This is a genomic window from uncultured Flavonifractor sp. (genome assembly GCF_944385615.1).
Lineage (GTDB): Bacteria > Bacillota > Clostridia > Oscillospirales > Oscillospiraceae > Flavonifractor.
This window is the reverse complement of sequence record NZ_CALWXV010000002.1, coordinates 66,866-80,508: the sequence shown is the minus strand read 5'-3', so window position 1 is coordinate 80,508 and position 13,643 is coordinate 66,866. Positions and strand designations below refer to the sequence as shown.

Below are 13,643 nucleotides of genomic sequence, written 5' to 3'. Positions count from 1 at the left end.
GCCTCCTTTTTCTGATTGGTATTAAGATAACATACCCCCTTGCCGCAAGAATGTAAACCATGCTACAATCTTACCAGATGGCGGATACATACGCCTCTACGCTCTGCTTTTTATTTATTAAGGAGGTAACCGCCATGCTGCGCAATATTTGGACCCCTCTGGCCGATGGCCAGCCCATCCAGCACAAAGAGCCCGGAGAGCTGATCTATCTTCAGGACACCCGTGCAGAATGCTTTTATTATATTGTATCGGGCACCGCCAAGTGCTTTATCAGCTCTCCAGAAGGTGAAGAGCGTATCCTCACCCTCCCCCACGCTGGAGAGCTGATGGGAGAGGCCGCCTTTTTCGATGGCCAACCCCGGGTGTCTTCCGCCATGGCAGTAACCAAATGTCAGCTGGTGGCGGTAAACCGGCAGCGACTGGAACAGGTCTTTTCTACCCATCCCGATCTGGCTATCGCCATGCTGGAGGATCTGGCCCGCCGGGTGCGGATGCTGTCCGGCCATGTGGACAGCGAATTTCTCCAGGCTGACAAGCGGATCGCCCGCCACCTGCTCTCTCTTTTACCCCGGCCAGAGGATACAGTACACTGCACCCATGAAGAAATTGGCGCCTCGGTAGGGGTAAGCCGGGTGACAGTAAGCCGGGTCTTGGGAGAGTTTGATAAGAAAGGTTGGATTAAAACCGGCTACAAGAGCCTGCGTCTGTTGGACCGGGCCGGACTGGAGGCCTATCTGGCCAGCGGTGACAGTCGCTGACCACCATCGTTTTGTACAATCTACCCAATAAAATGAAGACTTTAAAAAATCCGAATAGATATCTTGACGGAAGTTTTGGGATAAGATATGATAATTTTTGGGGAGAAGTCTCCCCGTTTGACAATTGAACGAATGAGGAGGAGGCGCCCATGCAGCAGTAGTGTGTTTGCAAAGTACCCCGCCCCAGCAGGACCTTGCCCATCAACAACATTGAAGGAGGCATCGACTATGAACGTAAGGAGCAAATCCCTTGCCCGTGTTCTCTCCCTGCTTTTGGCACTGAGTATGCTGCTCTCCATGAGCGCCCTCTCCTCTGCCGCCGAACCGGCTACCCTTACCCTTTCGGACACCACGCTGGCCCTGGCAGACAAGGATCAGGCTTTTGCCGCCACCCTGACGGTGGACGCTTCCCAGCTCAACGGGGCTGATCCCACCTCCTGGGCCAAAGGGCTGAAGTGGTATCTGACCCGAGACAAGGCATTTCAGAATACCGCCCTGTATCCTTATTATTATACCGGCGACCGGCTGGACCTGTGGCAGGTATGGAATGGGGGCGAAGGCGGAACTGCCCTGTTTACCTTGGGTGAGGTGACTGCCCGCCAGGAGGGCGGTAAGGTCACTGTCACCTTGCCCTTCACCGCCACGTCCTTCCTGGGCATCAACGGCGATTCTACCAGTGGACGCAATGCGTGGCCCAGCTTCATTGGGAACTATACCTTCTCAGTCCGCAATGGGGAGACCACCCTGGCCTCCGCCGTCATGACGGTAAGCGCATACGACAGCTACACCCGCTATGACGACATAGATGAGAAGATCCAGGACATTATCGCCGACGCTCTCCCCGGCCGCTATCTCACCGTCACTACCTTCGGCAAGAGTGAGGGAGGCCGGGATCAGTATTATGTCACCCTGTCCGACAGCAAAGCCTCGGTAGACGCATTCCAGCAGATGAACGCCATTGCGGAGACCGATCCAGCCTCCCTGATGCTCAAGTTGAATAACGGCACGTTGGGCGAGTATCGGGTGCCGCTGTTCCTCAACAACGTACACCCTGACGAGGACCCTGGTGTGGATGCCCAGCTCAACCTGCTGCGGGCCCTAGCTACTCAGGAAACCATCACCTATAACACCCTCACCGGTTTCCTGGACAGTAGCGTGGATATCTCCAAGCTGTTTGCCCCTGATGTAGTAGACCTGGGCATCTCTGGTCTGGGCTCTCAGAAGTTTACCACTGATGCCAGCGGCAAGATCCAGAACAATACCGGCGTCAATGATGCCAGTGAGCTGTACACCATCAGCGGGGATATCACCCTGAAGGTAGACGATATTCTGGACGATATCATCTTCGTCATTTGCCCCAATGAGAACCCTGACGGGCGCACCTACAACGCCCGGCGCAACGATAACGGTTTCGATCTGAACCGGGACGCCTCCAACCAGACCCAAAGCGAGACCACCAATTTGGTCCAGGTCATCAACGACTGGAACCCGGTAGCCTTTGTAGAGCTCCACGGTTATATGGATGAGTTCCTGGTGGAACCATGTACGCCACCCCATGAGCCCAATCTGGAGTACGACCTGTTGGTCAAAAACTTTGCCCTGGGGGCAGAGGCCTTCGGTACCGCCGCTCTGGGCACCATGTCGGCCACCAAGGAGGAGCACCCCAACTCTCTCTTCTGGTCCTACTATACGCCCTTGCGGGATGACTACGATCCCTCTACCATGCACTGGTCTGCCTGGGACGACCTGTGTACCAACTACGGTCCCAGTTATGCCATGCTCAACTGTGGGGCTCTGGGCTACACGATTGAGACCCCCTACAACAATCAGGCGTCTACCGACCTGTTTGAGTATGGTATGTATGGACTTATCGACTATATCATGGACAACAAGGACAACATCTACTATAACCAGCTGGAATTCTTCCGCCGTGGTATTGAGAATGAGGACCACCGGGCGGATATGGAGAAGTGGTATGTGGATGTAAACAACAACAAGCTGGACAGCGATACCTGGCGGGTGCCCTACGCGCAGAACAACAATTACTTCCCTGAATACTACGTCATCCCCGTAGACTCCGCCTCCCAGCGGGACCTGGCCGACGCCTATGAGATGGGCCGGTTCCTGCTGCGCAATGGAGTGCAGCTTTCCAAACTGACGGAAGACGTCTATGTCAACGGTACCACCTACAAGGCGGGCTCCCTGGTGGTGGATATGCACCAGGCCAAGCGCAATTACGCCAACGCCGTACTGTGGGAGGGCGCTGACGCCTCTGCCTCTGGATTCCCCGATCTGTACTCTGAGTCAGTATCCAACTTCCCTGCCATGCGTGGCTTTGACTGTCTGGCTATCGCCTCCCCCGGCGCTTTTGCCGGTAAGCTGACCGCCATTACCACCGTCACCGGTACCTCTCAGCTCACCGGTACCTCCGGCGATCTTGTGGTTCTGTCCAACAGCGGCAACGAGGCTGTCCGTGCAGTAAACACCCTGCTTAACAGCGGCAAGACGGTGGGCATGGTCACCTCCGGGACCTACAAGAGTGACTTCGTGTTGTCCTATGCGGATTACGCCGCCATTTCTCAGCAGTATGTCCTCTCCGCTACCCGGGTCACCGAGATGCCAGAGGCCAGAGCCATCTCCAAGCCAACCGTATTCCTGGCAGGCCGGTATGCCCCCTTCTCCGGTAACACTGTGACCGAAGGATACTTCTCCAAGTGGTTCAGCCAGGGATATGGCTATATCAACTACCGCAATGTGTACAGCAACGGCACCTCCAACTATGACGTGGTGGCCTTCGCCGATCAGCTGGGCTTCACCATCACCGACGACCCGGCCAAGGCTGATATTATTCTGGGCAACGTTGCCCTGGATCAGGGAGAAAAAGGCGCCGCCGCTGTGTCCGCTGTCAAGGCGGGTACTCCCTACATCGCCACCGGCTCCAGTCCATTGGATTATATCTCCAACAACCTGGTCCCTGACCTCCAGTATAACACTCTGGGCATGGAGGCGCTCCATACCGTTACCTATCCCACCGACAGCCTGGTCACCGCCAGCTATGTGGCCGATGGAGATAACATGCTCTACACCTATAGCTGTGGCGTCATCACCCAGGTGCCTGAGGGCGCCCAGGTGCTTATCCAGGCAGCTGCCAAGGATAGCTTCATCGCCGGCTGCTGTCTCAATGAGGACGGCACTCCCATCGACGGCTATGTAGAGGCCATCTCTCTCCAAAGAGGCAGCATGGACCTGACCATCTTTGCCAACTCGGTCAACAATCGGGCCCATCAGCAGGACGACTACCGCTATGTAACCAACACCATTTATGCCAAAATGCTCTCTGACCAGGTCCTCACCGCGGAGGCCTTGCTGGGCAGCCAGCCCTCCACCGAGCCAGAACCCCAGCCTGGCGTTAGCTTTGCCGATGTGCCCGCCAACCACTGGGCGGCGGAAGGTGTGGCCTATGTCAGCGGCCAGGGCCTGATGTCGGGTACCGGCGGCAGCAACTTCTCCCCCACCATGCCCCTCTCTCGTGGGATGCTGGTGACCATCCTCTACCGTCTTAGCGGTGAGACTCCTGGTACCGGCGCCTCTTTCACCGATGTAGCCGCCGGTCAGTGGTACTCCGACGGGGTGGCCTGGGCCTCTGCCAATAACATCGTGGGCGGCTATGGCAACGGCCTATTCGGCCCCAACGACAGCATCACCCGGGAGCAGTTCGCCACCATTCTGTATCGCTATGCTCCGTATGCCGGTATAGCAGTGGTATCCGCTCCTAACGCGCTTACCGGCTTTACCGACGGTGCCTCCACCTCTGCCTGGGCGGCGGAGGGTCTTGGGTGGGCTGTAAATCAGAGCCTGATTACCGGTAAAACTGGTAATTTGCTGGACCCCACCGGTCAGGCCAGCCGGGCCGAGGCTGCCGTCATTCTCCAGCGTTTCCTGGACAAATAACCGTTCCCCGCACACTCTCTCAGCCCTGGGCATCCCTTGGATGCCCAGGGCTAATTTTCACTTTCTCAGAAATCTTTTCTTTCTGCCCTGTACTTTCTGCTCCAAAGCAGATATAATATTCCACGCGAAAAAAGAAAAATACCCGCACATTGTGGGGGAGGTACGAGAAATTTGTATACCATCAAAAGCTATGTATTCCCGGAGTCTTTGGAAGAGGCCGACGAGCTGCTCCACCGGGATTGCCGGAACAACGCGGTATTGGGGGGCTGCTGTTGGCTCAAGCTGGGCCGCCGCCGCATCCGCTGGGCTATTGACCTGACCCGGCTTGGCCTGGACCAGATTGAGGTAAAGGATGGCTTCCTGGAACTGGGGGCCTGCATCACCCTCCGGCAGCTGGAAACTCACCCCGCCGTCACCGCCCGGTTTGACGGCCTTTTGGGGGAAAGTGTGTCTCATATTGTAGGGGTTCCCTTCCGCAACTGCGCCACGGTAGGCGGTTCCGTGTTTTCCCGGTTCGGCTTTTCCGATCTGACCTGCGCTCTGCTGGCTCTGGACGCCTCTGTTGTGCTCTACCGCGGAGGCGAGGTGCCGCTGGCGGAATTTATGGCCTCCCCCATCGCTTTTGACGACATTCTGCTCAAAGTACGCATCAAGGACGACGGCCGCCGTGCCGCCTACCAAAGCGTCCGCCGCTCTGCCACCGACTTTCCTACTCTGGCGGTAGCGGTAAGCTGTTTGGACGGTCGGTGGAAGGTCTCCGTGGGAGCCCGGCCGGGCCGGGCGGTACAAGCGGAGGAGGCCGCCCGCTGCCTGAATGATGGCCGCGGCCCGGAGGCCGCCGGGGTTGCCGCTGGAGCGGAGCTGACCTTTGGCACCGATTTGCGGGCTGGGGCGGACTACCGAAAGAAGCTGGCCGCCGTCCTGGTGCGCCGGGCGGCTCAGACCTGCATAGAGAGGGAGAACAAGGGATGAAAGTCAAGATCACCGTGAACGGGATGCTGTATAATAAGCATATCCCCAACGACATGATGCTGCTGGAGTTTTTGCGGAAATACGGCTATGTCAGCGTAAAGCGGGGGTGCGACACCAGCAACTGCGGCCTGTGTACTGTATGGGTAGAGGGTAAGCCGGTGCTGTCCTGCTCTTACCCTGCCGCCCGGGCCGACGGCAAGAATGTCACTACCCTGGAGGGTGTGAAGGATGAGGCCGCCTCCTTTGGCAGGTATATGACCGCCCAGGGCGTGGAACAGTGCGGCTATTGCAGCCCGGGCTTTATTATGGCGGCGCTGGCTATGCGCCGGGAACTGACCAATCCCACTGAGGAAGAAGTGGCCCACTATCTGGCGGGCAACCTGTGTCGCTGCTCCGGCTACGCTGGACAGACCCGGGCCCTGCGGGCCTGGCTCCACGACAAGCCCTGGGAAAAGGAGGGGCAGGTATGAATCTGAACTATGTGAACCAGGCCGTCCCCAAGCTGGATGGCGCAGCGCTTACCGGCGGTAAGGGGGTATACACCGAGGACATGGTTCCCCGGGACTGCCTGGTGGTGCAGGTGCTCCGCAGCCCCCACGCCTTTGCCCGCATCAAATCCATTCGCAAGGATGCCGCCAGCCGGGTGGCGGGTATCTCCTGTATCCTCACTTGGGAGGATGTACCCCAGATCCGATACACCCTGGCGGGGCAGTCCTATCCGGAGCCCTCCCCCTATGACCGCTATATCCTGGAGCGCACTGTCCGTTATGTGGGGGACCCGGTGGCTATTGTAGCAGGCCGGGACAAGGACTGTGTGGCCAAGGCGATGCGGATGATCCAAGTGAAATATGAATTGCTGGACCCGGTGCTGGACTTTGAGCAGGCTTTGGACAACCCTTCGGTGGTCCACTCTGAGGAGGACTATTTCCGCCATTTTGATATTGGCGGAGACCCCAAGCGCAACCTGGTGGCCAGCGGCTGCGATTCTGATGGAGATGTGGAGGCGGCCCTGGCAGCTTGTGACGTGGTGGTGGACCAGACCTACTACACCAAGGCCAATGCCCAGGCCATGATGGAGACCTTCCGCACCTATACTTATCTGGACCACAACCGGCGGCTCAACGTGGTCACCTCTACCCAGGTGCCCTTCCATTGCCGCCGTACCATCGCCCGGGCGCTCGGTCTGCCCAAAAATATGGTGCGGGTGGTAAAGCCCCGCATCGGCGGCGGCTTTGGCGCCAAGCAGACGTTGGTCAGTGAGCTCTTCCCTGCTCTGGTCACACTGCGCACCGGCAAGCCCGCCAAGATTGTATACACCCGAAAGGAGTCCTTCCAGGCATCCAACAGCCGCCACCAGATGCGGGTCCATGTCAAAGTGGGGGCTATGAGGGATGGCACTATCAAGGCAGTGGACATGCAGGCCCTATCCAACGCCGGGGCCTACGGGGAGCACGCCTCCACCACCATCGGTCTGGTGGGCCACAAGAGCATCCCCCTCTATGCCCGGCAGGCTGCGTTCCGCTTCTCCTGGGAGGTGGTGTACACCAATACCATGGCCGCCGGTGCCTTCCGAGGGTACGGCGCCACCCAAGGCTGCTTTGCCATGGAGTCAGCTATCAACGAGTTGGCGGTCAAACTGAACATGGACCCGGCCCAGCTGCGGCTGAAAAACCTGCCCCAGGTGGGCGAGCACATGGCTGCCTATTACAATGAGCCTCTCACCAGCTCCAAGCTGCCCGAGTGTATCCAGCGAGGCATGGAGATGATTGGCTGGGAGCAAAATTACCCCTGTGTTCGGGTGGACGACCATCGGGTCCGTGGGGTGGGTATGGCCATCACCATGCAGGGCTCTGGTATCTCCGGTGTGGATACTGCCTCGGTGACCGTCAAGCTCAACGACGACGGTTACTATACCCTGATGATCGGTGCCACCGACATGGGCACCGGCTGTGACACCATACTGGCTCAGATGGCTGCCGAAATCCTCAACTGCCCCATGGAGCGCATCACTGTGGATGGGGTGGACACCGACCACTCCCCCTTTGATACCGGCTCCTATGCATCCAGTACCACCTATGTTACCGGAGCTGCCGTGGTAAAGGCTTGTACCCAGCTTAACGAGCAGATCGCGGCCGAGGGAGCCCGCCGCCTGAATATCCACCCCGAGCGGGCGGAGTTTGACGGGGATAATGTGTACGACCGCACCAACCCAGAGCATTGTATCACCCTGGACCAATTGGCCCAGAGTTTGGTGGTGGGCGAGGGAACCCAGTGGCTTACCGCCACCGCCAGTCATTGCAGCCCTACCTCTCCCCCGCCCTTTATGGCAGGCTTTGCTCAAGTGGAGGTGGATCTGGAGACCGGCGAGGCCAAAGTGGTGGACTATGTGGGTGTTGTAGACTGCGGCACTGTGGTCAACAAGAACCTGGCACGGGTCCAGGCCGAGGGTGGCATCGCCCAGGGCATCGGCATGGCTCTGCTGGAGGATATCAACTATGATCCAAAAGGCCAGATGGTCAACTCCACCTTTATGACTTATAAAATCCCCTGCCGCACAGATTTACCCGAAATCCGGGTGGACTTTGAAGAGAGCTACGAGCCAAACGGTCCCTTTGGAGCCAAGTCTATCGGCGAGGTGGTCATCAACACTCCCTCCCCCGCCATCGCCCACGCCATCTATAACGCCACCGGCGTGCGGGTCCGTTCTCTGCCTATCACCGCTGAAAAGATTTTGATGGGCCGGGAAGAATAATTTTTTCCTTTATAAAATTCTATGGGTCCTGCGGGTATAACCGCAGGACCCATTTTTGACTTCCGCCCCACAGGATGAATATTCCACGGCTTATCCCCATAGGTATGTAGAGAAAACGCCGGCTGACGCGGCCGAAGGAGGAATTGCCAGTGGAACAACGCAAGCTCTATGAGGATATCGCCCTGCGGACCGAGGGGGATATCTATATCGGCGTGGTGGGGCCGGTGCGGACTGGAAAATCCACGTTTATCAAGCGGTTCATGGAAACCATGGTTATTCCGGGGATTGAAAATGTCTACCGCCGGGAGCGGGCCAAGGATGAATTGCCCCAGAGCGGCTCAGGCCGCACTATTATGACCGCCGAGCCCAAATTTGTTCCCGAAGAGGCGGTGGAGGTGGTGATGGACAGCGGCGCCTCTTTCAAGGTACGGCTTATCGACTGTGTGGGCTATCTGGTACCGGGGGCAGTGGGCTCTCTGGAAGACGATTCCCCCCGGATGGTCACCACCCCCTGGTTCCCGCAACCTATTCCCATGACCGAGGCCGCCGAGATCGGTACCCGGAAGGTCATTGCGGAACACTCCACCATTGGCATCGTAGTCACCACCGACGGTACCATCACCGACATTCCCCGGGAGGACTATCTGGAGGCGGAAGAGCGGGTCATCACCGAGCTGAAAGAGTTGGGCAAACCATTTCTGGTTGTGCTCAACTCAGCTCAACCCCAGTCTGACCGGGCCCAGGCTATCCGGGCGGATATCGCCAGCCGGTATGATGTGACCTGTACCTGCGTCAACTGTCTGGAGCTGAGTGAGGAGGCGGTGACCGGCATCATCAAGGGGGTTTTGTATGAATTCCCTGTAAAGGAGCTGGATCTGTTCCTCCCCCCCTGGGTGGATGCTCTACCCTGGGATCATCCCATCAAGCACGGGCTGTACGCCGCCATTCGGGAAAGTGCCAAGGGAATGCGCCGCATCCGGGATGTGGAGGGCACGGTGGCGGCCATGGGGGACTGCGACACAGTGAGCCGGGCCCAGGTCACCTCTATGAACCTGGGTACTGGTCTGGCTTCCGCTGATTTGGAGCTACCCCGCAGTTTGTTTTACGACACCCTCTCCCAACAGTCCGGCTTTACCATCCATGACGATGGAGATTTGTTGGAGCTGCTCAGCCGTTTGTCCAGAGTCAAGGCTGAGTATGACAAGGTGGCGGGGGCGCTGGAGGAGGTCAAGGCCACCGGCTACGGCATTGTGGTCCCCGGCACCGACGAGCTGGTGCTGGAAGAGCCGGAGATTGTTCGCCAGGGTGGCCGCTATGGGGTACGGCTGAAGGCTTCTGCTCCCTCCATCCACATGATCCGGGCCGATATCGAGACCGAAGTCTCCCCCATTGTGGGGAACGAAAAGCAGAGCGAGGAAATGGTCAACTTCCTGCTTCAGGAGTTTGAGGGGGACACCAAGGCCATCTGGCAGTCCAACATTTTCGGTAAGTCCTTCCATGAGCTGGTCAGCGAGGACCTGAACGGAAAGCTGAAACGGATGCCGGAGGATGCCCGCTCCAAGCTCCAGGAGACATTGCAGCGCATCATCAATGAGGGCTCCGGCGGGCTGATCTGTATTATTCTATAATCCACCTATCGCCGGTATCCCAAAAGACAGAAAAAGGCCGTCCCCCCTTGGGGACGGCCTTTTTGCACAAATTAGTGCTGCTCGCCGCGCATACGGGCGAAGCAGTCGCTGCAGTAAACGGGACGATCAGACTTGGGCTCGAAGGGCACCTTAGCCTCGCCGCCGCAGGCAGCGCAGGTAGCGGTGAAGTACTCGCGGGGGCCGCGGGAGGCAGCCTTGCGGGCATCACGGCAAGCCTTGCAGCGCTGGGGCTCGTTCTGGAAGCCGCGCTCGGCGTAGAACTCCTGCTCACCGGCGGTGAACACGAACTCCTGGCCACATTCCTTACATACCAGAGTCTTGTCTTCGTACATGATGTTACCCTCTCTTTGCTTCTTTGCCCAGGTCCGGATGATCCATGTGCTGGGTCAGTGTAATATTGCGATCAGCTTTGGCTGATATCGCCGGATGATGTTTGCTGCGCCAGCTTGCGCCGGATGCGTTGCACAGCGTTGTCCACCGATTTGGGGGACTTGTTTACCTCGGCTGCAATTTCGGAGTAGGACAAACCGTTCAGATACAACCGAAGTACGCTTGCCTCGAACCCGGACAGCTGACCAATCAGCGTATCCAGACGTTCCCGGAAGGATTCCCGGCTGAGGAGGATCTCCTCCGGGTCCGTTTCCTGCTCGTCAGGCACGCAGAAGGTCAATGGATCGCCGTTCCCACTAAAAAGAGGGGTTCCGAACGAGACTGAGTTGTTCAGCGGTATGTGCTTATCTCTTGCTGCTGCTTTGATAACGGAGAACAGCCGGTTTTTGATACATATCTCCGCATAGGTGCGGAAGGAGGCCGCCTTGGCCGGATCATACTCCCGGATGGCTGCCAACAGCCCTACCATTCCCTCCTGAATCAGATCTTCGCTGTCCCCGCCAGCCAGAAAATAGGGCCGTGCGCAGATGCGCACCAAACGGTTGTAGCGCACCACCAAAGCTTCCTCAGCCTGACGGTCACCAGAGGCGGCCAGAGTACATAGCGTTTCATCGTCTGGCTCCAGCCGTTGGAAATGGTCAGCTCTCATGCTGTTTCTCCTTGCACATTATAAGCGTTGATGCCTGATTTTGTCAAGTGATTCCCAAAAATATTTCCGTTTTCTCACCGGTTTTTTATGACATTTGCCAAGAGCTGTGCAACTTTCTCTGCATCGGCTTGGCTCTGGGCCTCCACCATGACCCGCACCAGGGCTTCCGTGCCGGAGGGACGCACCAATACCCGACCGGTGCCGTCCAGCAGTTTTTCCTGCTCGGCCACAGCAGCCATCACCCCGGTGTCATTCATAATGGCCTCCTTGGCGGCGTTGTCAGCTACCGGTACATTGATCAAGATCTGAGGATACCGCTTACATCCCTCCACCAGCTGCGAGGCCTTCTTGCCGGAGTGGTGAAGCAGAGACAAAAACTGCAAAGCGGTGAGCTGGCCATCACCGGTGGTGGCATATTTGCGGAAAATGGTATGCCCCGACTGCTCACCACCCAAAACATAGCCGCTCTCTTCCATCTTCTCCAACACATTGCGGTCCCCCACAGCGGTGCAGAAAAGTCCCATACCATGCTCTTTGCAGAAGATATGCAGCCCCAGGTTGCTCATAACGGTACCCACAATAGCGTTGCCTGGTAATTGCCCGTTCCTTAGCAGCTCCAGTCCGCAGGCGGCGATGACCTGATCACCGTCGATTTCCTCACCAGTCTCATCCACCATGAGGCAGCGGTCGGCGTCGCCGTCAAAGGCCACGCCCAAGTCGTACTTCCCCGCCGTGACCATGGCCTTCAGGCCCTCCAGATGGGTGGAGCCGCAGCCGCTGTTGATGTTTACCCCGTCTGGGTCGGCATTGATGATATCCGTATGCAGATCAGAGAAGCTGTCAAATAGTCGTCCGGCGGTGGCGGAGGCTGCACCGTTTGCGCAGTCCACCAGGATCTTCAATCCGGACAGATTGGAGTCAATGGTGGATACCAGATGGTCGATGTAATCCTGACTCTCTTTCTGATCGGCGTACACCACTCGGCCGATATCACCGCCGGTTTTACAGGGGACTGCTGTTTTATTTAAAATAATAGTTTCGATCTTCCCCTCCAGCTCGTCGGATAGCTTGAAGCCCTGACTGTTGAAAATCTTGATACCATTGTGCTCAAAGGGATTGTGAGAGGCGGAAATAACAATGCCTGCGTCACAACCGCTGTCTACAGTCACCCATGCCACGCCGGGGGTGGGGATCACCCCCAAGTGAAGTACATCAGCCCCAGCGGAGCACAAACCGGCGATAAGAGCCCCCTCCAGCAGGTCAGAAGAGATGCGGGTGTCCTTTCCGATAGCGAATCGTGGGCGGTTCTCCCCTTTTGCCTGGGCCAGCACATAGGCCGCCGCCGCACCCACATGATAGGCCAGTTCGGCATCCAAACCAGCGTTGACCACACCCCGGATGCCGTCGGTTCCAAATAGTTTACCCATATTGATTACCTCTTTCTACCGAACTCGTCAAAGCGTTGTTAAAAGCTTAGCTGTTCCATGCCAACACCGCCGGGTACAGACAGACCCAGGTGTTCATAGGCCCGCCGGGTGACGCACCGGCCCCGTGGGGTGCGGGTGAGAAAGCCCATCTGCATCAGATAGGGCTCGTAGACGTCCTCCAGCGTGACAGCCTCTTCATTGATGGTGGCTGCCAGCGTCTCCAAACCCACCGGACCGCCACCATAGTGCTCAATAATGCTGCCCAGCATACGCCGGTCAATAGCATCCAGCCCCAGGTGGTCTACCTCCAGAGCGGTGAGGGCGGCGTCGGCCACTTCTTGGGTGATAACGCCCCCCGCCTTCACCTGAGCGAAATCCCGCACCCGGCGGAGCATCCGGTTGGCGATCCGGGGAGTGCCACGACTGCGCTTAGCGATCTCCATGGCCCCTTCCGCCTCAATGGGAACCTCCAGAATGCCCGCTGATCGGGTAACAATGAGGGCCAACTCCTCCGGGGTATACAGTTCCAGCCGCAGGGTCACCCCGAACCGGTCCCGCAAAGGGGCGGACAGCTGGCCCGCCCGGGTGGTTGCCCCGATCAGGGTAAACTTGGGCAGATCCAGCCGGATGGAGTTGGCGGAAGGCCCCTTGCCGATAATAATGTCAATGGCAAAGTCCTCCATAGCGGGATATAAAATCTCTTCCACCGACCGGTTGAGCCGGTGGATCTCATCTACAAACAGGATATCATTTTCCGCCAGGTTGGTGAGCAACGCCGCCAAGTCTCCCGGCTTTTCAATGGCAGGACCGGAGGTAATGCGGATATTGACCCCCATCTCGTTTGCGATGATGTTGGACAGGGTGGTTTTTCCCAGGCCAGGGGGGCCATGGAGCAACACATGGTCCAGCGGCTCGCTGCGCATTTTGGCCGCCTGGATAAACACCTCCAGATTACCCTTGGCTTTCTCCTGACCGATGTATTCCTTTAGGGTTTTGGGCCGCAGAGAACCCTCGCTCTCATCATCCCGGGTGAGGGACGTGGTCACCAGGGGTTCCTCCGTCTCAAAGCCATCTTCAGAAAATGCGATACTCAAA

General features: G+C 57.8%; 10 protein-coding genes. 6 read left to right on the top strand and 4 right to left on the bottom strand.

Features of this window, described 5'->3' with window-relative positions; genetic code table 11:
* Positions 1 to 134 precede the first annotated feature (134 nt).
* From Q0J75_RS01545 to spoIVA, 6 genes are all read left to right on the top strand, one after another.
* The gene (locus Q0J75_RS01545) at positions 135 to 758 is read left to right on the top strand and encodes a Crp/Fnr family transcriptional regulator (protein WP_297196062.1); all 624 of its coding nucleotides are present in this window, start codon (positions 135 to 137) and stop codon (positions 756 to 758) included.
* A gap of 228 nt (positions 759 to 986) precedes the next feature.
* On the top strand, positions 987 to 4,709 hold the full coding sequence (locus Q0J75_RS01540) for an S-layer homology domain-containing protein (protein ID WP_297196060.1): 3,723 nt from the start codon (positions 987 to 989) through the stop codon (positions 4,707 to 4,709).
* A 171-nt stretch (positions 4,710 to 4,880) separates the two neighbouring features.
* A complete protein-coding gene (locus Q0J75_RS01535; protein WP_297196058.1) occupies positions 4,881 to 5,681 on the top strand; it encodes an FAD binding domain-containing protein in 801 nt (266 codons plus the stop codon).
* Positions 5,678 to 6,151, top strand: coding sequence for a (2Fe-2S)-binding protein (locus Q0J75_RS01530; RefSeq protein WP_297196056.1), 474 nt, complete (start codon positions 5,678 to 5,680; stop codon positions 6,149 to 6,151). The genes Q0J75_RS01535 and Q0J75_RS01530 overlap by 4 nt, the downstream gene beginning before the upstream one ends.
* Positions 6,152 to 6,153: 2 nt before the next feature.
* On the top strand, positions 6,154 to 8,433 hold the full coding sequence (locus tag Q0J75_RS01525) for a xanthine dehydrogenase family protein molybdopterin-binding subunit (protein ID WP_297196148.1): 2,280 nt from the start codon (positions 6,154 to 6,156) through the stop codon (positions 8,431 to 8,433).
* 149 nt (positions 8,434 to 8,582) lie between these two features.
* Positions 8,583 to 10,061, top strand: coding sequence for a stage IV sporulation protein A (spoIVA, locus tag Q0J75_RS01520; RefSeq protein ID WP_297196054.1), 1,479 nt, complete (start codon positions 8,583 to 8,585; stop codon positions 10,059 to 10,061).
* Positions 10,062 to 10,132: 71 nt separating this feature from the next.
* Here spoIVA and Q0J75_RS01515 read toward each other — a convergent pair whose 3' ends face one another.
* The 4 genes from Q0J75_RS01515 to ruvB all read right to left on the bottom strand — a co-directional run bounded on the left by Q0J75_RS01515 (position 10,133) and on the right by ruvB (position 13,642).
* Positions 10,133 to 10,414: a zinc-ribbon domain containing protein gene (locus tag Q0J75_RS01515; RefSeq protein WP_087334122.1), complete on the bottom strand. Its 282-nt coding sequence runs from the start codon at positions 10,412 to 10,414 to the stop codon at positions 10,133 to 10,135.
* A 71-nt stretch (positions 10,415 to 10,485) separates the two neighbouring features.
* Positions 10,486 to 11,121, bottom strand: coding sequence for a sigma-70 family RNA polymerase sigma factor (locus tag Q0J75_RS01510; RefSeq protein WP_297196050.1), 636 nt, complete (start codon positions 11,119 to 11,121; stop codon positions 10,486 to 10,488).
* Positions 11,122 to 11,195: 74 nt separating this feature from the next.
* The gene (gene glmM, locus Q0J75_RS01505; RefSeq protein ID WP_297196048.1) at positions 11,196 to 12,548 is read right to left on the bottom strand and encodes a phosphoglucosamine mutase; all 1,353 of its coding nucleotides are present in this window, start codon (positions 12,546 to 12,548) and stop codon (positions 11,196 to 11,198) included.
* A 38-nt stretch (positions 12,549 to 12,586) separates the two neighbouring features.
* Positions 12,587 to 13,642, bottom strand: a complete 1,056-nt coding sequence (gene ruvB / locus Q0J75_RS01500; RefSeq protein ID WP_297196047.1) for a Holliday junction branch migration DNA helicase RuvB — start codon at positions 13,640 to 13,642, stop codon at positions 12,587 to 12,589.
* Between the last annotated feature and the right edge of the window lies 1 nt (position 13,643).

Coding starts and splice junctions, on each gene's coding strand:
- Q0J75_RS01515 (WP_087334122.1), bottom strand. CDS start 10,414: ATGTACGAAGACAAGACTCTGGTATGTAAGGAATGTGGCCAGGAGTTC.
- Q0J75_RS01545 (WP_297196062.1), top strand. CDS start 135: ATGCTGCGCAATATTTGGACCCCTCTGGCCGATGGCCAGCCCATCCAG.
- Q0J75_RS01530 (WP_297196056.1), top strand. CDS start 5,678: ATGAAAGTCAAGATCACCGTGAACGGGATGCTGTATAATAAGCATATC.
- Q0J75_RS01510 (WP_297196050.1), bottom strand. CDS start 11,121: ATGAGAGCTGACCATTTCCAACGGCTGGAGCCAGACGATGAAACGCTA.
- Q0J75_RS01540 (WP_297196060.1), top strand. CDS start 987: ATGAACGTAAGGAGCAAATCCCTTGCCCGTGTTCTCTCCCTGCTTTTG.
- glmM (WP_297196048.1), bottom strand. CDS start 12,548: ATGGGTAAACTATTTGGAACCGACGGCATCCGGGGTGTGGTCAACGCT.